This window comes from Priestia sp. HNGD-A6, assembly GCF_045784335.1.
GTDB lineage: Bacteria > Bacillota > Bacilli > Bacillales > Bacillaceae_H > Priestia > Priestia zanthoxyli.
This window is the reverse complement of the sequence record NZ_CP138621.1, coordinates 193,664-217,070: the sequence shown is the minus strand read 5'-3', so window position 1 is coordinate 217,070 and position 23,407 is coordinate 193,664. Positions and strand designations below refer to the sequence as shown.

The window sequence follows — 23,407 nt, the reverse complement described above, 5'->3', positions numbered from 1 at the left end:
TAGTATATCATTCTACAAAAAAACGCTCAACCCTTTAATTTCACAAGAAAAACGGCTTGCCTTTACAGCAGCCGTTTTTCTTCTTATTTAATAGATGCTTCTTGATATGAATTGGATGCCTCTTTTTTAAGCTGTCTTGAACCATAAAAAACATAGTAAATAATTGAAAGAAGGAAAATGCCAAGAATCACATACATTAAAGGTAGAGAAACACCAAACAGCATTAAACTTGTTGTAAGCACACTGTATTTTATAATGCTGTATAAGCACAGAATCCCTAATACTAAAGCAACGCTTGGCACTACCGGGTAATTTACTTTAAAAGGACGAGACAAGTTAGGTTCTTTTTTGCGTAAAATAAAAAGAGAAACTAAACTGATGCAGTACATCATCATTGCTCCGAATACAGATAAGATAATAAGGGCATTGGCAAACGTGGCAGATCCAGCGCAAATCACACCGATTGCTCCCGGAATCAACAAACCGCCGACAGGAACTCCTTTTTTATTCGTTTTAGCAAGAAATTTAGGGAAGTAACCATCTCGTGCAAGCGCATAGGTTTGTCTTGAAAATCCCATGATGATTCCATTTAAACTAGCAATCAATCCGAATAGCCCGATAATAGCAACAACGGTTGAAATGCCGTTTCCATATACAGAAGACAGTGCCTGCGGAAGTGGATAATCGGCTAGCTTCCCGCTTCCTCCGCCAAGTCCTGCTGTTACAAATAGTGTAAACAACGTTGCGGTTGCAAGAGTAATAATCGCTCCAATAAATCCTTTAGGAATGTTTTTCTTAGGGTTTTCCACTTCTTCCGCTGCCATTGCTCCGCCTTCTATTGCAAGATAGAACCAAACAGCGAATGGAATAGCCGCTAGTACCCCTGTTGGCCCGTTAATAAATGAATGAGCGTTGAAAATATTTGATGTTTGTACATGAGGCAAACCAGCTACATAAAAAATAGATAAACCAATTAGTGCAACAATGGTAGCTGTAAGCTCAATCACCGCTACTTCTTTTACCCCGATTAAATTTAGTAAAACAAAGAAAATAAAGGCACCTACCGTTGCATATACAGGGTTAACGGCTGGGATAAGAAAGTGCAGGTATGCTCCTGTTGATACCGCAATAGCAGGAGGAGCAAAAATAAATTCAAGCAAGCATGCAATTCCGGCGATATATCCGCCGAAAGGTCCAAGTGCTCTTCTTGCATAAGCTGAAGGTCCACCAGCTTGCGGGATAGATGTTGAAAGCTCTGCATAGCTGAACATAAACGTTGTGTAAAACACGGTTACAATTAAGGTTGCAATTGCAAGTCCGATAATCCCGCCTTGTTCAAACCCGTAGTTCCACCCAAAGTATTGTCCTGAAATAACCATACCAACTGAAATAGCCCATAAATGAATAGGTTTTAATTGTTTTTGTAACGCCATACGTTCTCCTCCTTTTGATGTTTAGACAATAAGATGTACACCGCTTGTTTGCTGCTTAATCATTTTGTCAATCATGGTACCGATATGTGCGGCTGCCTCAATAGGAGGCGTTCCTCTTTTATGAATATTAGAAATAACCATACGATCAGACTCTTTTTTTCCTTTGCTAGGTTCATAGCACATGTAAGCACTCATGGATTCAGCACTGACCAGCCCAGGTCGCTCTCCAATCAATAGCACAAGTGCTTTTGGCTTTATGATTTCACCAATTTCATCCATACATGCAACTCGTCCTCCTTTTACAAAAAACGAAGTCCCGATACGAAGTCCATATGACTCCAGTGAATCAATTAAAGCAGGATACACGTCGCTCACGTTTTCTTCAATTGCCTTAGCACTCAGTCCATCTGATACCACTACTTGTACATCAGGCTGCTGCACGCAGTTTTTTAAAATCTCTTTCTTAGCGTCATCTGCTAATAACCTCCCTTGATCCGGCCGTTTTAAATAATGTTCTTTTGACTCCGCGCGTGTATTCACAGAAAAAAGGTTAAACTCAGATAGAATATCTTCTGAAACTGAGCCGTATACAGAGTCTACGGCTGCGGCATGATCTGTGCGAAAAGATAAAACGTCTTTTGTTAGCGGCCTTGTTCCCGTACGGCCAACACCTATGCGGGCAGGGGTAAATTGTTTAAGTGTTTCAAGAGGATCGCGATTTGACTTTGGTATCATAGTAAGCACCTTCCTTAAATCAAATTCATAAAAATAGTTGGGTCTCCAGCTCTTGATGTGAAGCGTCCGTTTTCCATAATACGCTGATCTTCAAGCCATTTTTGAAATAACGGCGTTGGGGTACGGCCGAGTACATTGCGCACGGTTGCGATATCATGATAACTAAGAGACTGATAGTTTAGCATGCAGTCATCAGCCATGGGCACTCCTATTACAAAGTTCACCCCAGCTGTTCCTAGAAGCATACTTAAATTATCCATATCGTTTTGATCAGCATCCATGTGGTTGGTGTAACATACGTCTACTCCCATAGGTAAGCCGTGCATTTTGCCCATAAAGTGATCTTCTAGCCCAGCTCGCAGGACTTGTTTGCTGTTATATAAATATTCAGGTCCAATAAATCCAACAACCGTGTTAACTAAGAAAGGCTTGTAGTGGCGAGCTAAGCCGTAGCATCTAGCTTCGAGCGTTACTTGATCAATATTATAGTGGGCTTCTGCTGACAATTCAGAACCTTGTCCTGTTTCAAAATACCAGCGGTTCGGACCTTTTGCTGTCCCTTTTTCATGAATTAACGCTGTCGCTTCATCGAGCATAGACAGTGAAATCCCAAATGAATCATTACCGGCTTCTGTGCCTGCTAAACTTTGGAAAATCAAGTCAGCAGCTGCTCCTTTTTCGATTGCTCTCATTTGGCTCGTCACATGTGATAATACACAGTTTTGAGTAGGAATTGACCATTCGTTGATTATATTTTTTGTTTCATTTAAAAGCGCGTAGATATTATCCGTTGTATCAATAACAGGGTTAATTCCGATAACCGCATCTCCAATTCCATAGCTTAACGCTTCGTAGAGAGATGCTCTCATTCCTTTTAAGTTATCTGAAGGATGATTAGGCTGGGCTCTTGAAGCCAATACGCCTTTTTGACCGATAGTCGTTTGACAAGTAGTTTGCACTTCTATCTTGGCAGCTCCTTGAATTAAATCTAAATTGGACATAATTTTGGTAGCTGCCGCAATCATTTCGCTGTTTAATCCCTTGCTAAGCGCAAGAAGCTCTTCTCCGGTATGCTCATCAGATAAGATGTATTCTCTTAACTCCCCTACTGTCCAATTTTTAATAATGTCGTAAACCGATGAATCAATCTGACTTTCGATTAATGCCGAGACGTTGTCTTCATCTGCGCTTAGCAGCGGGTAATTTCGAATATCAGCAAGTGTGATATCAGCTAGCACTTGTTTGGCTGCCATTCGTTCTTTCATTGACTCAGCGCTAACTCCTGCGAGCTGATCTCCAGAACGTTCTTCGTTTGCTTTGGCCATAATTTCTTTCAAGCTATAAAATGAAAATGTTTCTCCTAACAACCGGGTAGTTTTAAACATCGTTTCCTCCTTGTATGTTCAGTTGATTATGATGAAAAAGCGAGTGTTTTAATCGAAACAGAGATTGCCTCTCCAGCTACGGGTAACCCTAGATCGATATAATCTCCGTGGGTAAAGTCAATTTGATCTAAACAAATAATTTCTAATTCGTTCTCCTGTTTGGCTAGTGCTTGTCCTAAAGCTTTAGCAATATCCTGCTCGCATAAAACAACGAGGCACTTAGCTCCTTTAAAACAAGCACCAAATTCAGCGCTTATTACTTTTGCTAATTCTTGCAGCATTCTATAGCTGCAGTAAGGGAAATGAGATAAAGCAATAGCAACGGGAGGATCTTCTGCGCTGAAAACAGTTGAAGCCTGCATACATGCCGTTCGAGCTCTTTCTTGAAACAGCTGCGGATTCCACTCCTCCTCTTGCTGTACGGGTATCTCTATAATCGGAATATTTTTTAGCGGCAGCCGCTTTGATTCAATGTATACGGTTGATCCACTAACTTCTGTATTTTGCATACCAGCTCCAATGACAGTGGCTCGCGTTGTTTCAGCGGCTTGAGATACCTGTATGGCTTGAAACTGATAAGCTAGCAGCGGACCAATGTCTCCGTGTATGGCCACTTCCTTCACTGTTTTTGGTTTCTCCTTCTCTATCATGGCTCCTACTCCTCCCGAGACCATGATTGTCTCTGGCCGAGTAGAAGATCTTGTATGAGGGGAAACGAGCAGCAAAGAGGTTTGCTTCAGTGCGCTCACATAATCCACGGTTTCTTTAGCTAGCAATTTGCAAATAGACGAGAGTTTTTCAAATGTTGCTTTTTCGCCTTCTTGAAGCATCAGAGAATTATTTTTTAAAAATTCAGTTAAATAAGACGAAACGTAGGTAACAATACCATCTTCGTTTAGCCGAATTAATCTTCCGCCTACATGCAGGGTAAACGTTTCAATCACTTTTCCATTTTGACATAAGGCGATGTTAGCAGTGCCTCCACCTACATCAATGTTGGCAATCACTTTATTGGTTTCAGCAGAATGTTCGATTGCTCCCGATCCTTTTGCCGCTAACATTCCTTCTAAGTCAGCACCAGCTGTTGCAACAACAAAATTCCCAGCGTGTTCAGCTAGATAGTGAACGATACTCTCTGCATTTTGCTTCCGAGCCGTTTCTCCTGTGATGATCACAGCACCCGCCTCCACCTGATCTAAGGAGATTCCTGCTTTTTTGTACTCTTTTTCTAGTAATAGCGTTAACCTCCGAACATCGATTTCAACCTCGTTTACCATAGGTGTTGTATAGATGGAACTTGCATACGTTACGCGACGATCAATAATTTGACAGCCTGGCAGCGTAAACTGATTTTGTTGATTTGCTATTAACAGTTTGCTTACAATCAGTTTTGTTGTGCTTGTTCCAATATCTAAACCTATGCTCGTGATCCATTTCTGTAGCATACGATCAACCCTTTATCTCGTTTGAATATGTTGACTATCATAAAACAGTTTTTTGAATATTTCACTAACTATGTTATCAAACCTGACACACTTTTGTGTAAACAAAGGTGACAAATAAGAAAAAAGACTAAATCTTGGCAGATTTAGTCTTTTTTCTTATGATGAGTGTGATTTAGTTACAATCATTCTTGATGCCGATGGAATTAACAATGAAAGAATGACTAAGCAGGCTATTAGTGACCCTACCATTGAAATACCGTTCATTGAAAAAGAATACCACAGAGCGGACATACCCTTTGGTGCGTACGATCCCCAGAAAATAATACCAGCAATAAAGTGCCAGAAATAACGTGCGAAGCTGCCGATAATAAGGGATAAAACAATTAAAACAAAAGCTTTTGATCTGTTATTGGTAGCTAAATTTGTTTTAATAGATTGTGAAAAAATACCTCCAAAACCTATAAAAGCAAAAGCTACAATATATTCAATAAATGTTTGTAGCGCTGTTAAAATATAAGCTGTTCCTGTCGCTAACTGCAAAAGCCCCCATAATAGACCGGATAGAGCCCCGCCTTTTACTCCCCAGCGAAAGCACATAATAAAAATGGGCACCATGGAGAACGAAATGCTCACAGCCGTCGCAATTTTAATTGAAGGCAAAAGGTCAAGTAGAAGTGCCAATGCTGCAAAAATAGCTATTTCAATTTTAGCCTGTAAAGGTAATGCTTTATTCACGTTTCTCACTCCTGTTTTTGAATCATTCATATCAAACGGTTTACACAGGAGTAAGCAAATATATGCTACTATTCCCACATTCCTACGCTAGCGTTAACTAACAGGTTCAAAGGGTCTGAACATTTCGTTCACTCTCAGCACGGCGGCTCCCCCTGTGGTACGTTTGGATATTTATGTAGTATAAAGACAATGTTTATTATACCATACGTAACAAAATAGATTCGAGAGATTTCAAAGATGTTTCTATTTTCTGAATCTATTTTTTATAATGACAATCGTTTTAGTATTTGTTATACTTCTTTTATGTCAATTGAATATAAAAAACCCTCATCCTAATCGATGAGGTAGAGGTCGCAGTTTTTAATAGTAAAGTAACGGAAATGCAGAGAACATTGAGGATGTTGCTTGAAAGGAAAAATTGCCGAAGTTTAAATCACTTCTCGGTTGATTTAAGCTGGGGCTGTCTCCGAACAGGAACAGAACTGTCACATCATGCGAGTGATGTGAAGAGCTATCTTCACGGAAGGTTGACGCGGTTTTCAGATTTAAAAGCGCGCACATATACTGCGGGCTTTTTTTATGTTATCCCCGTCTCTTTCCGTACATTCGAAAGGAGTATTTATCTATGCAAGAGCAGCAAGAATTAAAACGTGGGTTGAAATCTCGCCACTTAACGATGATTTCATTAGGAGGAGCCATCGGAACCGGCTTATTCCTAGCAAGTGGTGGAGCAATTCACACAGCAGGACCTGGGGGAGCGCTTTTAGCTTACGCTATTATTGGCGTAATGGTTTACTTTTTGATGACCAGCCTAGCAGAGCTAGCAGCTTATATGCCTGAAGCTGGTTCATTTAGTACGTATGCGTCTCGTTTTGTAGATCCATCCTTTGGTTTCGCTCTCGGCTGGAACTACTGGTATAACTGGGCTATTACGATTGCAGCTGAATTATCCGCTGGAGCCCTTATTATGAAATTTTGGTTCCCGAACTCTTCTTCTATTTTATGGAGTGCCCTGTTTTTATTAATTATGTTTGGGCTTAACTACCTTTCTGTAAAAGGATTTGGTGAATCTGAATTTTGGTTTTCGTTAATTAAAGTAGTAACGGTTATTATCTTTTTAGTTATTGGTATTATGATGATTTTTGGTATCTTTAACAATGAAGCACCAGGTTTTAAAAACTTCACGCTTGGTGATGGACCGATTCACGGTGGATTCTTCACTGTACTAGGTATCTTTATGGCAGCTGGTTTTTCATTCCAAGGAACAGAGTTGCTTGGAGTCGCAGCTGGAGAAAGTGAAGATCCGGAAAAAACGGTTCCTCGCGCAGTTAAACAAGTCTTCTGGCGCATCTTGTTATTTTATATTTTAGCTATTTTTGTTATTGGGATGCTTATTCCATACACAGCGAATTCATTAGCAAGTGATGACGTGCGAGTAAGTCCGTTTACTTTAATATTCGAACGAGCAGGTCTGGCGTTTGCAGCATCAGCGATTAATGCCGTTATTTTAACAGCTGTTTTATCTGCTGGTAACTCAGGCATGTATGCTTCTACGCGTATGCTGTGGAACTTAGCCAAAGATGGAAAAGCACCAAGGTTCTTAGCAAAAGTGAATAAACGAGGCGTTCCAGTTAATGCCTTAATCGCAACGGCACTTGTCGGTACACTTGCATTTGGTGCTTCATTTTTTGGAGACGGTGCGGTATATACGTGGTTACTTAACGCTTCTGGTATGTCTGGTTTTATTGCTTGGTTAGGAATTGCGATCAGCCACTATCGTTTTAGAAGAGCATTTGTTGCTCAAGGTCATGATTTGAGTGAACTTCCATATCATGCAAAACTTTTCCCATTTGGCCCTATCTTTGCCTTTATTTTATGTGCCGTTGTTATTTTAGGCCAAAACTATTCGGCGTTTATGGGTGACTCGATTGACTGGTACGGTGTACTTGTTTCTTATATCGGACTTCCTTTATTCTTAATTGTTTGGTTAGGATACAAATGGACGAAAAAGTCGAAGCTTATCCCGTTAAAAGAATGTCAAGTAATAGTGAAAAAATACGAATAAAAAAAGCTCTCTATTCAAAAGAATAGAGAGCTTTTTTTATATGAGCTGATCGGCAAAATGAAGAGATATATAAGCGGGTTGGTTTTTCATAACAAGCATATAACCTTTGAGGGGACGGTTATAGTAATCAGCAGCTTCGATATAATAAATACGCTGAATTAACCTGCTTAAATGAGTTGCAAAAGATGGAAGTTGGTGATTAGGAATGGTTTGGATGTAGTCTATGATTTCTTGTTTAGTTTGAAGGCCTGAACGGGTACATTCTAACAGATGAAAAAGCGGATCTGCTGCTATAGTAGATAGTTCAGAATTGTGTTTGATTCTATTCAGCTGGATATGCAGTTCTTTTTGAGACCATTTTTTCGGCACAGCTCTTAGATGTTGATATTGAAAATGTGTACTCATGATAGCTAACACCTTTCGTATTAAAATAATAAAACAACTTATTATTTTAATAACCTTTACACATGAAACTAAAACGTTACAATGTGTAAAGGTGTCATACATCTTATAAAATAAGCTGATAAAAAAGTACATCTTGCCACTGATCAAATTTCCAGCCCACTTCTTTAAACTCTCCGCAAAATGTAAAATTAAATTGCTCATGCATTTTGATACTGATATCATTCCCTTTTGTAATTCCTGAAATGACAACGTGATGGTCGAGCTCTTTAGCTAATTCCAAAATGCGCTTCATAAGCTGTTTCCCAATACCATGCCCTTGTTGATTTTTATCAATATAAATCGATAGCTCTACTGTTTGAATGTACGCTTCTTTATCTCGATACGAGGAAAGCGAAGCATAGCCCGCTACTACTCCATCTTTTTCCGCGACAATAAGTGGAAAAAGTTCATTGCTAATATGATTATTAAACCAGCCCCTTCTTTGTTCTACTGTTACAGGCGTTAAGTCAAAAGTAGCAGCACTTGTTTGAACGGACTGATTATAAATTTCAACAAGCATAGGTAAATCTTCTTCTTTAGCATAACGAATGATCATATGTACAAACTCCTTATAGTATAGAATTATCTTTATTTTACTTCTTTTAAGAAACATAATCTACATAAAAAACCGATGTGCGTATGCACATCGGTTATTGGTTTTGGGCATATTGAAAGGTTTGAAGGACTTGAAGAGTCTCTTTTGTAGAAACGACCGTTGCAAACTCTCCGTGCAAGGAAGACAGTGCGAATGTATGTACATCTTCTGCAAGAAGTCTGGTTTTTCCATCGTAGGACATACAATCAAAACAGGCCGTTGCATCGTTCACAACATACGTCCTATACCCTAGATTTCCAGCCATGCGCGCAGTCGTAGAGACGCAGTGATTAGTAGTTAGTCCTATTAAGATAAGCGTATCATAGCCATTTGCTTTTAAATAGCTATCTAGCTCTGTTCCAATGAAGCAGCTGTTCACGTGCTTGCGAATTAAGTATTCGTCTTCTTGTGGACCAAATCCTTCTTTGAACTGAAACCCCTTTGAACTTGGATGTAAAGGAGAGTCTGGATTTTCTGATGCATGCTGCACGTGAATGACAGGATAGTCTTGGCGCCTCCATGCTTGCAGTAGCGTCAGCATATTCTTTTCTGCATCTAAATTGTTTCTTTCTCCCCACTGGGGTGAATAAAACCCTTCTTGTACATCGATAAGTAGCAACACTGGCCGGGAACGTAGCATAAGCATCATCTTCTTTCGTCTTTATTTTAAAATGGAAATAACGTATGTGCATCCATCAGGACCGGCTTTTGAAGAATGAACCGTTTGTTTCGGTAAATGTATCCGATCTCCGGCCTGACATAGAACCGTATCACGTTCAACTGTAAAGTAAATAGATCCTTCAAGGATATGAAGAATTTCATCAGTTGGATGCGTATGAGACGGATGTGTTTGAAAAGCAATATCGTGCTGTACTTCAACGTATCCAGTATACGCCGGAAGCAGCTCTTTAATTACTTCTTCAAACTTTCCGCCAACTCCTTTTTTAATAGAGGCTTTTTTTACGTCCATGCTGCTCACTCCTTTTTAATTTAAATGGACACTGTCCGGTAGTATGGTTATTATCATCGTGTAAAAAATATTGCTTCCACTCTCTGTTTTCCTGCTGTCCATACCAGCCTAACTCAGGGTGAGCTGATACGTCATCATATGTTTTTAACCGATCGCGGACGACTTTTTGTACATGCTTCCCTATTTTTGAATCTCCTGTCATACCTTCAAACACCCACCGCGGCTGAAATGTAATCATAAATCCTCTGCTCTTACGGCTTTTACGTAGAGAATGAGCAGGCGTATTACAGACGACAAAAATAGGTTCTCCGTGAAAACAAAATTCCCATAATGCATCTTTTGGGTCTTTCGGAATATCTTGCGGCCATTTCTTTTGATCAATTTGATGAAGAAACGTCAGCGTATCCCAAAACATCGTTTCGTACTCTTCGATTGACCGTTCTTTATGTTCAGGCTTAAAAAATAACACAAAGGATGTATAGCGACCTATGGTCTTAAATGTATCTATGTATTCTCTAAGTGCCGCCGCTGCATGTTTAATATCTTGATAGTTATAAGGAGTCGTCACAAATGAAAAACGCAGTAAATCTTTTTTAAAGCCTTCTACCCCTAATATACAGGGAAATGGATTTTCTTCTGATAATATATCGCTTTGGAAATATTGAAAAGCATCTTTCCCCCAGAACGGGACATGCGTTGACTCTAAAATCTCATTAGCTCGAAAAAGCATTTTTGATGCCATTAAAACCCTCCTTATGGAACTCAACGTTACATGTGTATTAAAAAAAAGAAAGTTTATGAGTATTTTTAACTAAATCTCGCTTCTAAATTATAAAATTCTAATCTATATATATATAAGCTACTATTGGACAAGTTAGAAAGGAGGCTGTGTTTGTGGAGTGGTTTTTGATTGCTATAAAACAAATAATTCTAGGTATTAGTCTCGCAGCACCGGTAGGTCCAATTAATATAGAGATGATTAAAAGAGGTCTGACAAAAGGATTTTGGGCTTCTTGGCTAGTTGGTTTAGGAGGAATGACAGCCGATATCTTATTTATGCTTCTCATTTTAATAGGGTTAACCCCTTTTGTTCAGATGCAGGCTGTTACGGTTGTCCTGTATGCAACGGGTTTTGTCATGCTCACATTTGTTGGCTTTCAAAGTATGAAACAAGCTGTCTCTCGTTCCTTTTCAGTAGATGTAAATAACCCTTCTGCTAAAAAAGATAAGTCGTTTTTTACAGGTTTTTTTATTGCTCTTATGAACCCTTTAAATATTGTGTTTTGGTTCGGTGTATTTGGATCAAGCTTAAGCGAAAGCCTTCAAAGTCAAACGTGGCTATCCGTCTTTTTTCATAGCTTCTTTATTATTTTTGGCATTATTCTTTGGAATTTAAATATTGCGGGCAGCATTCATTTTACAAGAAAATTTATCACGCCTAAGCTTTTTCGCCTCATTACGTTAGGTGCTGGTTTTTTACTTTTTTTATTTGGCTGCCAATTCGGTTTTAAATGTGTATCCTTACTTATCGGCTGAGCTTTTATTGATGAGTTCAATAAGGGTGTCATTTACTTTCTCACGTTCATCATAAAAAAGACCGTGTCCACTATTTTCAAATGGGATCAGTGTAGAAAATGAAATGTGGCGATTCATTACTTTTGCAAGATCAAATGGACAAATTTGATCTTTTTTTCCGTGTAATATATATGTCTCAGCGAAAATTTGACTCAAATCTTCCCGTAAGTCTTCGTCTCGTAAAGACACCGCAGTTTTAATCGTTCCATGGCCAGATGCCTCTAAACCTAAATCTTGAAACCATCCTCTAAAAGCTGCGCTGACAGGCTGATTAAAAAATTTTTTCCCAAAGTCTTCAAGCATGTTAGGACGATCTCTATACGTATTTTGAATAATTGTATTTACTTCTTCAGAAGGAAGTCCGTATGGAAAATCAGTTTTTTGAATAAAGCTTGGAGCCGCTGCCCCTAATAAAATTAACTTCTTCACGCCATATCCTAAGTGTCTACTCATATATCGAATGGCAATGGCTCCCCCCATAGAAAAGCCTACTAGCGTATAATTTTTAAGTCCTAATTTTTCTACTAACATACGAATATCATCCGCTAATTGATTGTAAGAATAGCCGGTGAAAGGCGTATCTGATTTTCCAAATCCCCGAAGATCAGGAGCAATACACCGAATACCGCAGGCCGGCAGCGTTGTAAATTGGTATTCGTACATTTTAGCGTTAACAGGCCACCCGTGAAGGAAAAGAACGGGTTCCCCTTTTCCAATATCCCGAACAAAAAGTTTAGTCTTAGGAGTTACGTGAATAAAATAGTTCATATATAACACCTCCTAGATGTTCTTATATATATATGTTTTGGACAATTTGAACATTCAAAAGTTTCTTAGAGGCTTGTGTAGGAGATGTATGATGTTTATTTGGAATGAGGAGTAGGAAAATCATTTTATATTGTTTATTTAGAACATAGTTTAATTTAAAAATATTGAGTAAAAAAAGTAGTAAAGCTTTAAAAACTTTACTACTTTTTTTGTTATTTTTCTTCCAGCCACATATCAACTAAATTCCCAGCTTCGCTTTGGTCCAATACGAATGAACCGTTGCTGTATCGGTCACTAGCTCGCATTGTAGATGGATCAACCTGCTCGATTTGACCTTTAGATGATTCCACTATCATGTAATGCTCTTTAGAGATTACTTTTACTTTTGCAATTTGATGCGGATTAGATTTTAGTTCCCGGACCATCACTAGCCCTCGTTTTGCTCGTGCTGATTCTTCAAACTCAGTAACTTTTGTCTTTTTCACAGCTCCTCGCTGCGTGGCGATAAATAATTCAGTTGATAGAGCTTCATCTTCATCGAAGATAACGCCGCTTACAACATAATCATCGTCTTTTAAGTTAATTCCTTTTACACCAGAGGCGCGAGTTCCTACAATATTGATTTCTTCTTCCGAAAAACGCAGTCCGTAGCCAGAGCGAGTGGCAATAAACACTTGTTTTTTACCATCCGTTTGATATACATCGACAACTTCATCATCGCCTTTTAAATTAACGGCGACAAGAGCCTTAGAGTAGCGCTGTGCTTTATATTGAAGTAATTCTGATTTTTTGACCATACCATTTTTCGTAAAGAAAAGCAGATACTGATTTTCTTTAAACTCTTTTACCGGTATAGCCCGTACAATCTGCTCTTCTTTATCAATTGGAACAATGTTCATGATATGCTGACCCATGTCTTTCCACCTGATATCAGGAAGTTCGTGCACTGGCATATATAAATAATTCCCTTTGTTTGTGAAGATGAGCAGCGTTTCGGTTGTATTAATTTCATACTTCGCTAAAATTCGGTCCGTATCTTTCATACCGAAGTCTTGCCCGTTAGACGCGGCGTAAGAACGAAGACTTGTTCGTTTTACATATCCGTCTTTTGTGACTGTTACCATCACTTCTTCAGATGGAACCATCACTTCTAGATTAATTTTAATCTCTTCGATTTCCGCTTCAATTTTTGAGCGGCGTTCTGTACTGTATTGCTTTTTTACACGGCGTAATTCTTTTTTGATTACATTAAAAAGTTTTTTCTCGCTATGTAAGATTTCTTCTAACTCGTTAATTTTAGCACCTAGCTCTTCAGCTTCTGCTTGTAGAGCTGTAATGTCCGTGTTTGTCAAACGGTATAATTGAAGCGACACAATCGCTTCTGCTTGAGGTTCTGTAAATTCATATTTGCCAATTAAATTATTTTTAGCGTCGCGCTTATCTTTAGAAGCTCTAATCGTCGCAATAACTTCATCTAAAATCGACAGTGCCTTAATCAATCCCGCTACAATATGTTCACGTTCACATGCTTTTTGCAGTTCGTATTTAGAACGATTTGTTACTACTTCTTTTTGATGATCAATATAAGCATCAAGAATGTTAGCCAAACTCATAAGCTTTGGTCGCTTTTTAGCAATGGCAACCATGTTAAAATTATACGGTACTTGAAGATCCGTATTTTTATAAAGGAAGTGAAGTACTCCTTGAGCATTTGCGTCTTTTTTTAATTCTACTACGATGCGCAGACCCGTACGATCCGTTTCATCGCGAACTTCAGCAATACCTTCCACTTTTTTATCTAAACGAAGCTCATCCATTTTCTTCACAAGGTTGGCTTTGTTTACTTCAAACGGAATTTCCGTAATGACAATTTGCTGTTTTCCGCCGCGAATGGACTCCACTTCCGTTTTTCCGCGAATAATAATTTTCCCTTTACCTGTCTCGTAGGCTTTCTTAATCCCGTCTACACCTTGAATGATTCCCCCTGTAGGAAAATCAGGACCTTGGATAGCCGTCATTAATTCTTCAATTGTACACGTTGGTTTATCAATTCGCATGATCGTTGCGTCAATTACTTCACCTAAATGATGAGGAGGAAGTTCTGTAGCATAACCAGCTGAAATACCCGTGGATCCATTCACTAGCAAGTTAGGAAACATAGCTGGTAACACAGTTGGTTCGCTGCTTGTATCATCGAAGTTAGACACAAACTCAACCGTTTGTTTGTCAATATCTCGTAGAAGTTCTGCAGCAATCGATGAAAGGCGAGCTTCTGTATAACGCATTGCTGCTGGGGGATCTCCATCAATACTTCCGTTGTTTCCGTGCATTTCGATTAATACATTTCTAACTTTCCATTCTTGACTCATTCGAACCATGGCATCATATACAGATGAATCACCATGAGGGTGATAGTTACCAATTACGTTCCCTACAGTTTTGGCTGACTTGCGAAACCCTTTTTCTGCTGTATTTCCATCTACGTGCATTGCATATAAAATACGGCGCTGAACGGGTTTTAAACCGTCTCTTGCATCCGGCAGTGCACGCTCTTGAATAATATATTTACTGTATCGACCAAAACGGTCGCCTAGTACATCCTCAAGAGGTAAATCTAAAAAGCGTTCTGTTTGTGTCATTGTACGTCCTCCTCTGCGACCGTTAATACATTTTCATTATCTAAAATATTTGGATCTTCTTCTAATCCAAACGCTACGTTGCTTTCAATCCATTTTCTGCGTGGTTCTACTTTATCGCCCATCAAAGTGGTCACACGACGATCAGCGCGAGCAGCATCATCAATACGAACACGAATCAGCGTACGCGTCTCTGGGTTCATTGTTGTTTCCCAAAGCTGATCTGCGTTCATTTCACCGAGACCTTTATAGCGTTGAATCATATACCCTCTTCCTACCTTATCGATAGCACCTTGCAACTCTTCGTCACTCCATGAATATTCAACCACTTCTTTTTTACCTGACCCTTTACTTACTTTGTAGAGCGGTGGAAGAGCAATAAACACTTTTCCTGATTCCACAAGCGGTTTCATATAGCGGTAGAAAAACGTTAGAAGAAGCACTTGAATATGAGCCCCATCCGTATCCGCATCGGTCATGATGACTATTTTATCGTAGTTAATATCATCGATTGTAAAATCTGCGCCTACTCCTCCGCCTATCGCGTGAATGATCGTACTAATTTCTTCGTTTTTAAAAATATCTTGAAGTTTGGCTTTTTCGGTATTGATAACTTTCCCTCGCAGCGGCAGCACAGCTTGAAAGCGGCGATCCCTTCCTTGTTTTGCTGAACCTCCGGCGGAATCCCCTTCGACTAGGTACAGTTCGTTTCGCTGAGGATTTCTTGATTGCGCAGGCGTTAACTTCCCGCTTAGAACAGTTTCTTGACGCTTTCGTTTTTTCCCGTTTCTTGCGTCTTCTCTCGCCTTACGTGCCGCTTCACGCGCTTGAGCAGCTTTGATTGCTTTTTTTACAAGAAGAGAGCTTACGTCTGGATTTTCTTCTAGGAAATAGGCAAGTTTTTCAGAAATAACTGCATCTACCGACGAACGAGCTTCACTTGTACCTAACTTTCCTTTGGTTTGTCCTTCAAACTGAAGCAACTCTTCAGGTATTCTAACGGAAACGATGGCTCCTAATCCTTCTCGTATATCCGTTCCTTCTAAGTTTTTGTCTTTTTCTTTTAGCAGGCTTACTTTACGGGCGTATTCATTAAACGCACGCGTCATAGCGCTTTTTGCACCGGACTCATGCGTTCCCCCGTCTTTGGTACGAACATTATTAACAAATGATAAAATGGTTTCAGAATAACCATCGTTAAATTGAAACGCAAATTCAACTTCAATATTATGATGAATCCCTTCAAAAAAGACGACTGGATGAAGTGAATCTTTTTCTTCATTTAAATATGAAACGAAGGCTTGAATACCTGTTTCATAATGAAAGATATCTTGACGATCATGCCTTTTATCGATTAACTCTATTTTGAATCCTTTTAATAGAAAAGCCGATTCGCGGAGCCGTTCACAAAGCGTATCATAATTGTACACGGTTGTTGAAAAAATCGTGGCATCCGGTTTGAAATGAATCGTTGTTCCCGTTTTTTTTGTTTTCCCTATTTTTTCTAGCGTCGTAACCGGCTTTCCTCCATTTTCAAAACGCTGTTCATAAATAAATCCATCTCTATGAATGGTTACAGTCAACCATTCAGACAGCGCATTTACAACAGATGCACCTACTCCGTGTAAGCCTCCGCTTGTTTTATATCCACCCTGTCCGAATTTACCTCCTGCATGCAAGATGGTTAAAATAACTTCAGGCGTTGGTTTTCCTAGTTTATGCATGCCCGTTGGCATACCTCGACCTTTATCTTGTACAGAAATTGAATTATCTTTGTGAATGGTTACAATAATTTCTTCTCCGTAGCCTGCTAGAGCTTCATCGACAGAGTTGTCGACGATTTCATATACTAAATGATGCAGACCTCGTGTATCCGTACTTCCAATATACATACCAGGACGTTTACGAACGGCATCTAATCCTTCTAGTACTTGAATTGCATCTTCATTATAATTAAATTGTTGTTTCCTAGCCATTCATACTACCCCTTTCATCACAACGAACATTACTACTTTATGTATGAAACACAAACGTTTGCGCTTCGTGTCTAAGAATAAATGATCATGTATCCTATCTTTTAATTTTATAGTGTTCGCATCAATAGAACGTATGTTTCTATTTTTGCGTACTTACAAGATTTTAGCACAAATTTCCGTATTATAAAAGCAATATCTTGTGTATTCATGGATTATAAGCCTTATAAAGTTAGCTGTCTAACGTCTATTGTAGCGGAAACTCTCTTACTATTTCAACGCATGGTGAAACCCATGCAAGCAGTGTGCATGGGTTGGTTGTTCTGCTTATAGATCTTACTTTGTTAAAGCATGCTCGACTTTTATACAACGATCCATAACTACAGTATACCCTTTTTTAGCGAGCAGGTCATATGCTTCTTCATTAATTAAACCAGATTGTGCCCAAAATACGTCTGCATCTACTTCTAAAAACTCTTCTGCAACTTCAAGCAAATGCTCAGAGCGACGAAATACATTAACGATATCAATATGCCCTTCAATTTCTTTTAATGAAGATACGGCTTTTACGCCGAGCGCTGAATTGATTGTTGGGTTCACCGGAATTATCTCGTAACCTTGCTGCTGCATGGCTTCTGAAACCATATAAGACGTTCGATGAGGATTATCTGATAAACCTACTACAGCAATGCGCTTGCTTTTTTTTAATATTTTACCAAGCTCTTGACGGGAAGGAATTTTAATGGACATGTCTATTACCTCTCTTAGCTATATAATATGTACTGAACAACATTCGCGATTTACAGTTGATTTCCTGCATATAGTACCCGTTTTCTCTACTTTTGTAAACGCCTTCTTTTTTTAAAATAATTGTCTCTCACCCAAAACTAACTATGTTTTTTTAAGTATCTCATGGTAAAATAGAAACGATATAGAAATAAAGGAGCTTTCAAACATGAATTATTTATTACCTATTCTTGCCTATATCTTGGGCTCTATTCCTTTTGGACTAGTTGTTGGAAAACTAGGATACGGCATCGATATACGAGAGCATGGAAGCGGCAATTTAGGCGGCACCAACTCGTTTCGTACATTGGGTGTAAAAGCCGGAATTATCGTTACGCTTGGAGACATTCTAAAAGGCACCTTAGCAGCTTCTTTACCGCTTTTATTTGATACAAATCAAAACATTCTCTTCATTGGTTTATTTGCTGTCATTGGTCATATTTTTCCTATTTTCGCGAAATTTAAAGGCGGGAAAGCTGTTGCCACATCCGCCGGAGTGATTTTATGTTATGAACCTCTTTTATTTGTTTTCGTGCTATTATGTTTTTTTATCTGCTTATACATAACGAAGTATGTATCACTGTCATCAATGGTTACTGGGGTATTAACCTTTATCTACACGCTATTTAAACAAGACTACATGCTTATTATGATTATTGGTGTAATTGTAGCCTTTGTCATTTACAGACACCGCGCAAACATTACGCGAATTCTTAACAAAACCGAACCGAAAGTCACATTTTTTTCAGGTAAAAAGAAATAAGAGGCTCTTCCTCTTATTTCTTTTTTTATAACCACTTTGTAAGCGAATACATTTCTTGTTTATTAGTTATACTGATACTAAAATAAGGAGGTGAATACTGTGAAGAAAAAATGCCCTATTTGCAAACGTAATAAGAAAATGGATTCACAGCTAGAAGGAAGCCGCTACTGCGTTCACTGCTGGGAAACCATTGGAAAACAATATGATTTTAAATGAAAGAATGAAACGATTTAATATAGAAATGAAGCATTCGCCTCTATATTAAATCGTTTTATTTTATTTTATCTTATTCCTTCCTAGCTGGATTCGTATATATTGGTAATTTATCTATCTTTCTACTATAATAAATGTATCCGCAGTATTGGAAGGAGCATAATTAATGAAATTAACAGTAACAGAAGCAGCAGCTACGTGGTACAAAGACGAAATGATGCTAGAAGGAAACGAAACAATTCGCTTTTTTGTTCGCTACGGCGGATGCAGCAACGTTCAAAAAGGTTTTTCTTTAGGTGTAAACACAGATTCTCCTAAAAACGTTGGCGTTGAAACAAAAGTTGACGGTTTAACATTTTTCGTAGAAGATGAAGACCTTTGGTACTTTGATGGTCATGATTTGACCGTAAATTATAATGAAGAAACAAAAGAACCTGACTTTCATTACGAAGCGTAAGAAAAAAGCATCGATTTATCGATGCTTTTTATTCTTACGCTTAACCCTGCTTTTTGGCGTCTTCATAGGCTTTATGCCATTCTGGATAATTACGGCGAATCGAAATAGGCTTAAAGTTTTCTTTTTTTACACATACGTGTGACGATGTTCCTGTTAACGCAAGTTCTTCATTTGAATTAAAAATTTCGTATCCATACACAACGCGTAGACCGTCATAGTTCTCAACCCAAGTATGTACCACAGCTGTCTCGCCATAATGAAGCGGCTTTTTATATGATGCCTGTATATCAATAACTGGCGACAGCACACCGTCTCTTTCCATTTGTGCATAGCTAAAACCTAAATCACTGATAAACTGTGTTCGGCCTATTTCCATCCATACTAAATAGTTAGCATGATACACAACGCCCATCTGATCGGTTTCTGCATAGCGCACTTCGATTTCTTTCTTCGATACTAGCATGATTCTACCTCCTCTTGCACTGTTCCTGTTTTATCTTACCATATAAGGAGAATATACTCCTACTAGTTTGGTCCTGACTCAGTAGGTTGTAAGACTAAGCGCTTCTTGAATTCGGTATATCAGTGTTTCCAGCCCCGTCATCTTATTTTCATACTTTTTATAGGGAAGCGTATATGTGTGACCTTTATTTGTCCATAGACGCTCAAAATAAGCGTTTAGTTCGGTCATAACCTTTTCGTTAGAAGGTCCTGATACTTTAATATCCGTTTCTAAGTTCAAATCATCCAAATTTCGTTTTGTGAAATTTGCTGCTCCTGCAATAATCATTGCCTTTCTTTTGTTTCGAATAAATAAAGTTTTAGGATGATACTGCTCTTTTCCCGTATGATACCAGCGAACTTTAATATCGCCTTTAGATTTTTTCACAAGTTCTGCTGCGACTGGACGGTTAGGCAGTCCGAACTTTTTTCTTCCGAACGCATTTTCATTAGGGTCTAAAATTAATCGTACGTTTGCCCCTTGTTCGGAAGCTTTCAAAAGCGCCTTTATTACGTCTCGATCTCCAAGATAAAACATGCCAAGCCACACATCATCGCCTTTTTTAGCATGACGTAAATCTTGTAATACGTGCTTATAGATTTTGCCTTCTGTTAACAGCTGAACATAGAGGTCTCCCTTTTCTTTTTCTTTCTTTTTATATAGAGGTAAATCTCCTCCGTAAGAAAAATCAGACACGGCTTGTTCGCTTTTTACAACATCTCCAATGATATTCCCTTTTACTTCAAAGGCCATGTTGGAATTATAAAAGCTTGCATCATGAGGATTGGCAGAGGAGATAATAACGCTTTGATCGGTTGCTACTACTTTTCTGTGATTAGCTTTTACATTTAACAACTTAAAATAAGCACGGGCCGTCACGTTAGGCGCATTATTTCCGAAAGGATTCGTGATCCATCCAGTTCCTTTTTCACCAAACCACTGAACAAAAGTTCTCCACACTGAAGAATATAGTGGAATGGAGTCTCTGAGCTTAGATAAATTGGTTTGCACCACTTTGATTCCGTTTAGCCGCAGTGAATCTAACCACTTTGAATCATGTGAGCCGTAGGTTGTGTTTATTTCATCCGTAATAAAGACTATTTCGACATTGGGATGTTTTCGTTTCTTCTCAATCAGCTTACTTGCAAGCGTATCACTAAGGTGAGGAAACGTTTCACCTTGGTTATAGTAGCCATTAAATAGAAACATATCCATAATAATAAAAGCTTTTGCGTCATCAATCGCATTCGTAACTGCTTGAAAAATATGTTGTTCGGAAACCGACGTCTGCTGGTCTTGATACGTTAGGTCCGATAAAAGAAATACATCTTCTACTTTGTGAGGCTTACTTTCGTATGAAACTCCTTTAGGCAAGGGCTTATGCGTTTGATAAGAGCCCACAATAATCAAAACGACAAGTAAACTGACCAAAATCCTTACTATTTTCTTTTTCACGTGCTTTTTCACCTACATAAACCTCTTCGCTAGTTTATATTATTATTCACCTTACTAAAAAATATAGAAAGAAAGCAGCTAAAACCGTTTATTTTTAGCTGCTTATTGTCGCTGTTTTACTTATTAAATCGTACCTTCGTAACCATTTTGACGAGCTTCTGATTCATCTTTTATTTCGCTGCGCATTGCTTCAATGCTTACTTCGCGATTGTGATTTTTTTGCTGAATGCGCTGACGTTCTTCTTCAGTGCTGCATGCAGCAGCTTCTTCTGCTTCTTCAATGTTTTTCATTGTATTTTGTACCATTGTTTGTAATTTTTCAACGTTATCACTACGATCGTCTGGATTCGGTTTATTCCATGCCATTGTATCTTCCTCCTCAAAATAACTTTGTTACAATTGTAGTATGCCGGATTTGTTCATCTCTATAAGTGGAAAAAAATGATTTTAGTTTACATAATATAATTATAATTAAGTTAAAATATATATATAAAACATACATAATATGGTAATATATACATACAAAGGGGGAATCGCTATGACCAAACGAATGATAACATTACTAAGCGTCATCTTTATTGCAGTGCTTGCCGTATTTTTTATGTCGCAAACTTCATTGGCATCAAAATTGACAATAAGTGCCTCTATCAAGCCTCACCATTACTCAAAACATGAAGAAAAAATGTTAGCCGTGACAAACTTAGACTACAAAAGCAATATCATGGCATACGATGTTAAAGCTCCTAATGGAGCAAAAGAAGCTTATGTAAAAGCTACTTATTATGAAAAGGGAAAAGCCAAACAACCTTTATTCTCAGGAGGGTTGACTGTTTCAAAAGAATTTGACATGTTTGCTATTACATATAAAATCGATGATGATACTCACAAAGTAATGTTTAATGTGGGAAGCAACGATACAAACCTAGGGATAGAAGCGGAAAAGCCAAAGAAAATGAACGGCTATTCCTTTACTGGATTAGAGAAAAAACAAAAAGTGAAAATGAATAAACCATATCCAGTTGCTGCTTTATTTGGTGACGATGGCAGTGGCATACGAGTTGCTCCGCTTTCAACCGATGACGGAGAAGTTGTTAAAGAGCTTATTTCGAGCAACCCTTACGTTTATTTATTCACAGTAGAATTCAAAGAATAAAAAGTCGCTGAATTCAGCGACTTTTTATTCATTCACCTTTGGTTTGAATAACTTGAGGATGCTTGCCGGATGTATCTTGCATTTGTTTTCCGTTATTTCCACCAGCTTCTCTCGGTTGAGTGCCGATGTGATTCGGAACAAAACTTTTGCTTTGTTTTTTAGGATTTCCCATGCTTATCCCCTCCTCACCGTTACTCTAACCAACTTACTTTAAAGTTATTCAGCTCTTTCAAGCATACGATCTTCTAACCGCTTTTCAATTTCCAATTCAATGCGTTCAATTTCTGACTGATCTTTTAACAGCTGCGTTTTATTTTCTTGCACTAACTCTTCAAATGAACGTTTGCGTAATTTTCTCATGATTCCAACACCTACTTTATGTAATTTTTATGAAAAATCTGAAAAATCAAAAGAAACTGATATCATATAACTATCTATATTGTAACCAATTTGTCAGATAAGTAAACATACTTTTTGAAAAGTTGTAAGAAAGTTTGACATATTTACTGACTTATCTATATATACGATGGTAAAGTAAATAAGTTTCATTTTTAATAAAACAAGCAGCGAAGTTAATTCGCTGCTTGTTGGGCAAAGTTTTCCATTTGTTTAAGCGTCATTGGACCATTCACTCGCTGAACAATTTTCCCTTCTTCATCTATAAAGTAAGATGTCGGAATGGTGGACACCCGGTATTTTTTACTTCCCACAGTATCTTGGTCGTCCAATAATACATGAAACGTAAACTGTTTTTCTTTCAGAAACTTAGATACTGCCTGTTTACTACCTTCTGATGAAGTTAAATTAACCGCAAGCAGCTGTACGTCGTTTCCATATTTCTTATAAAATGCTTGCATATCGGGCATTTCTTTTTGACACGGCGGACACCATGTGGCCCAAAAGTTTAAAATAACTTTTTTTCCTTTAAAGTCCGATAATTGAACAGTTTTTCCGTTCGTATCTGAAAGTGTAAACGGAGGTGCTGTATCTTTTGGTTCTAACCCATAAGCTTGACCAGAAGCCTGACGAGCACTATCGCCTTTTTTAATATTTAAATCCTTGTATTCGCTTAAGTTAGAATTATCGGATGCTTCATTTGGAGAAAGCCCTTCCCAAAGTGCGTAGCTAAGAAAGCCTACTAGAAGCAAGACCGCAATTATTTTTTTAACCATATGATCGGCTCCTTTATTTCTTCTAAAAAGTGATAATCTATGTACTAATAGATATGTGCAATATCTACTAAAATAATCCTTTTATCGGGCATTTTCTTTTATAATATAGCATATTTCCCTCTCACTTTTTGTCGAAAACGGTGCGTT

General features: G+C 38.3%; 25 protein-coding genes and 2 riboswitches. Of the genes, 5 read left to right on the top strand and 20 right to left on the bottom strand.

Annotation, left to right across the window (positions count from 1 at the left end):
* Nucleotides 1-83: 83 nt before the first annotated feature.
* From eat to thiT, 5 genes are all read right to left on the bottom strand, one after another.
* On the bottom strand, nucleotides 84-1,433 hold the full coding sequence (eat, locus tag SCI76_RS01145; protein ID WP_048019249.1) for an ethanolamine permease: 1,350 nt from the start codon (nucleotides 1,431-1,433) through the stop codon (nucleotides 84-86).
* 21 nt (nucleotides 1,434-1,454) lie between these two features.
* On the bottom strand, nucleotides 1,455-2,168 hold the full coding sequence (eutC, locus tag SCI76_RS01140; RefSeq protein WP_168760839.1) for an ethanolamine ammonia-lyase subunit EutC: 714 nt from the start codon (nucleotides 2,166-2,168) through the stop codon (nucleotides 1,455-1,457).
* Nucleotides 2,169-2,182: 14 nt separating this feature from the next.
* Nucleotides 2,183-3,553 (bottom strand): ethanolamine ammonia-lyase subunit EutB, encoded by a 1,371-nt coding sequence (locus SCI76_RS01135; RefSeq protein ID WP_310883857.1) that lies wholly within the window; start codon nucleotides 3,551-3,553, stop codon nucleotides 2,183-2,185.
* 26 nt (nucleotides 3,554-3,579) lie between these two features.
* Complete coding sequence (locus SCI76_RS01130) at nucleotides 3,580-4,998, bottom strand: ethanolamine ammonia-lyase reactivating factor EutA (RefSeq protein WP_255901131.1); 1,419 nt, start codon at nucleotides 4,996-4,998, stop codon at nucleotides 3,580-3,582.
* A 156-nt stretch (nucleotides 4,999-5,154) separates the two neighbouring features.
* The gene (thiT, locus tag SCI76_RS01125) at nucleotides 5,155-5,763 is read right to left on the bottom strand and encodes an energy-coupled thiamine transporter ThiT (RefSeq protein WP_047751853.1); all 609 of its coding nucleotides are present in this window, start codon (nucleotides 5,761-5,763) and stop codon (nucleotides 5,155-5,157) included.
* A 32-nt stretch (nucleotides 5,764-5,795) separates the two neighbouring features.
* Nucleotides 5,796-5,896: riboswitch (TPP riboswitch) on the bottom strand.
* A 174-nt stretch (nucleotides 5,897-6,070) separates the two neighbouring features.
* Nucleotides 6,071-6,255: riboswitch (Lysine riboswitch) on the top strand.
* A 103-nt stretch (nucleotides 6,256-6,358) separates the two neighbouring features.
* On the opposite strand from thiT, the gene SCI76_RS01120 reads away from it, so the two are divergent.
* Nucleotides 6,359-7,798, top strand: coding sequence for an amino acid permease (locus SCI76_RS01120; RefSeq protein ID WP_168760841.1), 1,440 nt, complete (start codon nucleotides 6,359-6,361; stop codon nucleotides 7,796-7,798).
* Nucleotides 7,799-7,834: 36 nt separating this feature from the next.
* On the opposite strand, the gene SCI76_RS01115 is transcribed toward SCI76_RS01120, so the two are convergent.
* The 5 genes from SCI76_RS01115 to SCI76_RS01095 all read right to left on the bottom strand — a co-directional run bounded on the left by SCI76_RS01115 (nucleotide 7,835) and on the right by SCI76_RS01095 (nucleotide 10,549).
* Complete coding sequence (locus SCI76_RS01115; protein WP_048019245.1) at nucleotides 7,835-8,203, bottom strand: hypothetical protein; 369 nt, start codon at nucleotides 8,201-8,203, stop codon at nucleotides 7,835-7,837.
* 103 nt (nucleotides 8,204-8,306) lie between these two features.
* Nucleotides 8,307-8,798: a GNAT family N-acetyltransferase gene (locus SCI76_RS01110; protein WP_033579112.1), complete on the bottom strand. Its 492-nt coding sequence runs from the start codon at nucleotides 8,796-8,798 to the stop codon at nucleotides 8,307-8,309.
* Nucleotides 8,799-8,892: 94 nt separating this feature from the next.
* Nucleotides 8,893-9,477, bottom strand: coding sequence for a cysteine hydrolase family protein (locus SCI76_RS01105; protein WP_033579113.1), 585 nt, complete (start codon nucleotides 9,475-9,477; stop codon nucleotides 8,893-8,895).
* A gap of 21 nt (nucleotides 9,478-9,498) precedes the next feature.
* Nucleotides 9,499-9,807 (bottom strand): cupin domain-containing protein, encoded by a 309-nt coding sequence (locus tag SCI76_RS01100; RefSeq protein ID WP_013057236.1) that lies wholly within the window; start codon nucleotides 9,805-9,807, stop codon nucleotides 9,499-9,501.
* Nucleotides 9,782-10,549: a YqcI/YcgG family protein gene (locus SCI76_RS01095; RefSeq protein WP_328174933.1), complete on the bottom strand. Its 768-nt coding sequence runs from the start codon at nucleotides 10,547-10,549 to the stop codon at nucleotides 9,782-9,784. The genes SCI76_RS01100 and SCI76_RS01095 overlap by 26 nt, the downstream gene beginning before the upstream one ends.
* Nucleotides 10,550-10,701: 152 nt before the next feature.
* Here SCI76_RS01095 and SCI76_RS01090 point away from each other — a divergent pair, with 152 nt between their 5' ends.
* Nucleotides 10,702-11,343: a LysE family transporter gene (locus tag SCI76_RS01090; RefSeq protein ID WP_063247899.1), complete on the top strand. Its 642-nt coding sequence runs from the start codon at nucleotides 10,702-10,704 to the stop codon at nucleotides 11,341-11,343.
* Here the strand turns inward: SCI76_RS01090 and SCI76_RS01085 are convergent.
* From SCI76_RS01085 to SCI76_RS01070, 4 genes are all read right to left on the bottom strand, one after another.
* The gene (locus SCI76_RS01085) at nucleotides 11,329-12,150 is read right to left on the bottom strand and encodes an alpha/beta fold hydrolase (RefSeq protein ID WP_048019242.1); all 822 of its coding nucleotides are present in this window, start codon (nucleotides 12,148-12,150) and stop codon (nucleotides 11,329-11,331) included. The genes SCI76_RS01090 and SCI76_RS01085 overlap by 15 nt on opposite strands.
* Nucleotides 12,151-12,362: 212 nt before the next feature.
* The gene (gene parC / locus SCI76_RS01080; protein ID WP_221834050.1) at nucleotides 12,363-14,789 is read right to left on the bottom strand and encodes a DNA topoisomerase IV subunit A; all 2,427 of its coding nucleotides are present in this window, start codon (nucleotides 14,787-14,789) and stop codon (nucleotides 12,363-12,365) included.
* Complete coding sequence (gene parE / locus SCI76_RS01075) at nucleotides 14,786-16,762, bottom strand: DNA topoisomerase IV subunit B (RefSeq protein ID WP_063247897.1); 1,977 nt, start codon at nucleotides 16,760-16,762, stop codon at nucleotides 14,786-14,788. Before parE ends, parC begins: the two co-directional genes overlap by 4 nt.
* Nucleotides 16,763-17,095: 333 nt before the next feature.
* Nucleotides 17,096-17,509 carry a CoA-binding protein gene (locus tag SCI76_RS01070; RefSeq protein WP_013057242.1) on the bottom strand — a complete coding sequence of 138 codons (414 nt, stop codon included), beginning with the start codon at nucleotides 17,507-17,509 and terminating at the stop codon, nucleotides 17,096-17,098.
* 205 nt (nucleotides 17,510-17,714) lie between these two features.
* Between SCI76_RS01070 and plsY the strand changes: the two genes are divergently transcribed.
* Together plsY and SCI76_RS01060 are read left to right on the top strand one after the other, a co-directional pair.
* Entirely contained in the window at nucleotides 17,715-18,308 is a 594-nt protein-coding gene (plsY, locus tag SCI76_RS01065; protein WP_063247896.1) for a glycerol-3-phosphate 1-O-acyltransferase PlsY, read from the top strand.
* Between the two features lie 379 nt (nucleotides 18,309-18,687).
* Complete coding sequence (locus tag SCI76_RS01060) at nucleotides 18,688-18,978, top strand: HesB/YadR/YfhF family protein (protein ID WP_013057245.1); 291 nt, start codon at nucleotides 18,688-18,690, stop codon at nucleotides 18,976-18,978.
* Nucleotides 18,979-19,018: 40 nt separating this feature from the next.
* On the opposite strand, the gene SCI76_RS01055 is transcribed toward SCI76_RS01060, so the two are convergent.
* From SCI76_RS01055 to tlp, 3 genes are all read right to left on the bottom strand, one after another.
* The gene (locus tag SCI76_RS01055; RefSeq protein WP_028408348.1) at nucleotides 19,019-19,441 is read right to left on the bottom strand and encodes a thioesterase family protein; all 423 of its coding nucleotides are present in this window, start codon (nucleotides 19,439-19,441) and stop codon (nucleotides 19,019-19,021) included.
* Between the two features lie 78 nt (nucleotides 19,442-19,519).
* Nucleotides 19,520-20,947, bottom strand: a complete 1,428-nt coding sequence (locus tag SCI76_RS01050) for a phospholipase D family protein (RefSeq protein ID WP_168760844.1) — start codon at nucleotides 20,945-20,947, stop codon at nucleotides 19,520-19,522.
* A 111-nt stretch (nucleotides 20,948-21,058) separates the two neighbouring features.
* Nucleotides 21,059-21,301, bottom strand: a complete 243-nt coding sequence (tlp, locus tag SCI76_RS01045; RefSeq protein WP_013057249.1) for a small acid-soluble spore protein Tlp — start codon at nucleotides 21,299-21,301, stop codon at nucleotides 21,059-21,061.
* Between the two features lie 172 nt (nucleotides 21,302-21,473).
* Between tlp and SCI76_RS01040 the strand changes: the two genes are divergently transcribed.
* Nucleotides 21,474-22,088 carry a hypothetical protein gene (locus tag SCI76_RS01040; RefSeq protein ID WP_168760845.1) on the top strand — a complete coding sequence of 205 codons (615 nt, stop codon included), beginning with the start codon at nucleotides 21,474-21,476 and terminating at the stop codon, nucleotides 22,086-22,088.
* A gap of 28 nt (nucleotides 22,089-22,116) precedes the next feature.
* On the opposite strand, the gene SCI76_RS01035 is transcribed toward SCI76_RS01040, so the two are convergent.
* From SCI76_RS01035 to SCI76_RS01025, 3 genes are all read right to left on the bottom strand, one after another.
* Nucleotides 22,117-22,260: an acid-soluble spore protein N gene (locus SCI76_RS01035; protein WP_014459885.1), complete on the bottom strand. Its 144-nt coding sequence runs from the start codon at nucleotides 22,258-22,260 to the stop codon at nucleotides 22,117-22,119.
* Nucleotides 22,261-22,304: 44 nt separating this feature from the next.
* Nucleotides 22,305-22,448: an FbpB family small basic protein gene (locus SCI76_RS01030; RefSeq protein WP_014459884.1), complete on the bottom strand. Its 144-nt coding sequence runs from the start codon at nucleotides 22,446-22,448 to the stop codon at nucleotides 22,305-22,307.
* A gap of 212 nt (nucleotides 22,449-22,660) precedes the next feature.
* The gene (locus SCI76_RS01025) at nucleotides 22,661-23,260 is read right to left on the bottom strand and encodes a TlpA disulfide reductase family protein (protein WP_028413159.1); all 600 of its coding nucleotides are present in this window, start codon (nucleotides 23,258-23,260) and stop codon (nucleotides 22,661-22,663) included.
* Nucleotides 23,261-23,407 lie beyond the last annotated feature (147 nt).

Coding starts and splice junctions, on each gene's coding strand:
- SCI76_RS01120 (WP_168760841.1), top strand. CDS start 6,359: ATGCAAGAGCAGCAAGAATTAAAACGTGGGTTGAAATCTCGCCACTTA.
- SCI76_RS01025 (WP_028413159.1), bottom strand. CDS start 23,260: ATGGTTAAAAAAATAATTGCGGTCTTGCTTCTAGTAGGCTTTCTTAGC.
- thiT (WP_047751853.1), bottom strand. CDS start 5,763: ATGAATGATTCAAAAACAGGAGTGAGAAACGTGAATAAAGCATTACCT.
- tlp (WP_013057249.1), bottom strand. CDS start 21,301: ATGGCATGGAATAAACCGAATCCAGACGATCGTAGTGATAACGTTGAA.
- SCI76_RS01095 (WP_328174933.1), bottom strand. CDS start 10,549: ATGGCATCAAAAATGCTTTTTCGAGCTAATGAGATTTTAGAGTCAACG.
- SCI76_RS01115 (WP_048019245.1), bottom strand. CDS start 8,203: ATGAGTACACATTTTCAATATCAACATCTAAGAGCTGTGCCGAAAAAA.
- SCI76_RS01100 (WP_013057236.1), bottom strand. CDS start 9,807: ATGGACGTAAAAAAAGCCTCTATTAAAAAAGGAGTTGGCGGAAAGTTT.
- SCI76_RS01040 (WP_168760845.1), top strand. CDS start 21,474: ATGACCAAACGAATGATAACATTACTAAGCGTCATCTTTATTGCAGTG.
- SCI76_RS01110 (WP_033579112.1), bottom strand. CDS start 8,798: ATGATCATTCGTTATGCTAAAGAAGAAGATTTACCTATGCTTGTTGAA.
- plsY (WP_063247896.1), top strand. CDS start 17,715: ATGAATTATTTATTACCTATTCTTGCCTATATCTTGGGCTCTATTCCT.
- SCI76_RS01060 (WP_013057245.1), top strand. CDS start 18,688: ATGAAATTAACAGTAACAGAAGCAGCAGCTACGTGGTACAAAGACGAA.
- SCI76_RS01035 (WP_014459885.1), bottom strand. CDS start 22,260: ATGGGAAATCCTAAAAAACAAAGCAAAAGTTTTGTTCCGAATCACATC.
- SCI76_RS01130 (WP_255901131.1), bottom strand. CDS start 4,998: ATGCTACAGAAATGGATCACGAGCATAGGTTTAGATATTGGAACAAGC.
- parC (WP_221834050.1), bottom strand. CDS start 14,789: ATGACACAAACAGAACGCTTTTTAGATTTACCTCTTGAGGATGTACTA.
- SCI76_RS01055 (WP_028408348.1), bottom strand. CDS start 19,441: ATGCTAGTATCGAAGAAAGAAATCGAAGTGCGCTATGCAGAAACCGAT.
- SCI76_RS01135 (WP_310883857.1), bottom strand. CDS start 3,553: ATGTTTAAAACTACCCGGTTGTTAGGAGAAACATTTTCATTTTATAGC.
- eutC (WP_168760839.1), bottom strand. CDS start 2,168: ATGATACCAAAGTCAAATCGCGATCCTCTTGAAACACTTAAACAATTT.
- eat (WP_048019249.1), bottom strand. CDS start 1,433: ATGGCGTTACAAAAACAATTAAAACCTATTCATTTATGGGCTATTTCA.
- SCI76_RS01070 (WP_013057242.1), bottom strand. CDS start 17,509: ATGTCCATTAAAATTCCTTCCCGTCAAGAGCTTGGTAAAATATTAAAA.
- parE (WP_063247897.1), bottom strand. CDS start 16,762: ATGGCTAGGAAACAACAATTTAATTATAATGAAGATGCAATTCAAGTA.
- SCI76_RS01105 (WP_033579113.1), bottom strand. CDS start 9,477: ATGCTACGTTCCCGGCCAGTGTTGCTACTTATCGATGTACAAGAAGGG.
- SCI76_RS01085 (WP_048019242.1), bottom strand. CDS start 12,150: ATGAACTATTTTATTCACGTAACTCCTAAGACTAAACTTTTTGTTCGG.
- SCI76_RS01030 (WP_014459884.1), bottom strand. CDS start 22,448: ATGAGAAAATTACGCAAACGTTCATTTGAAGAGTTAGTGCAAGAAAAT.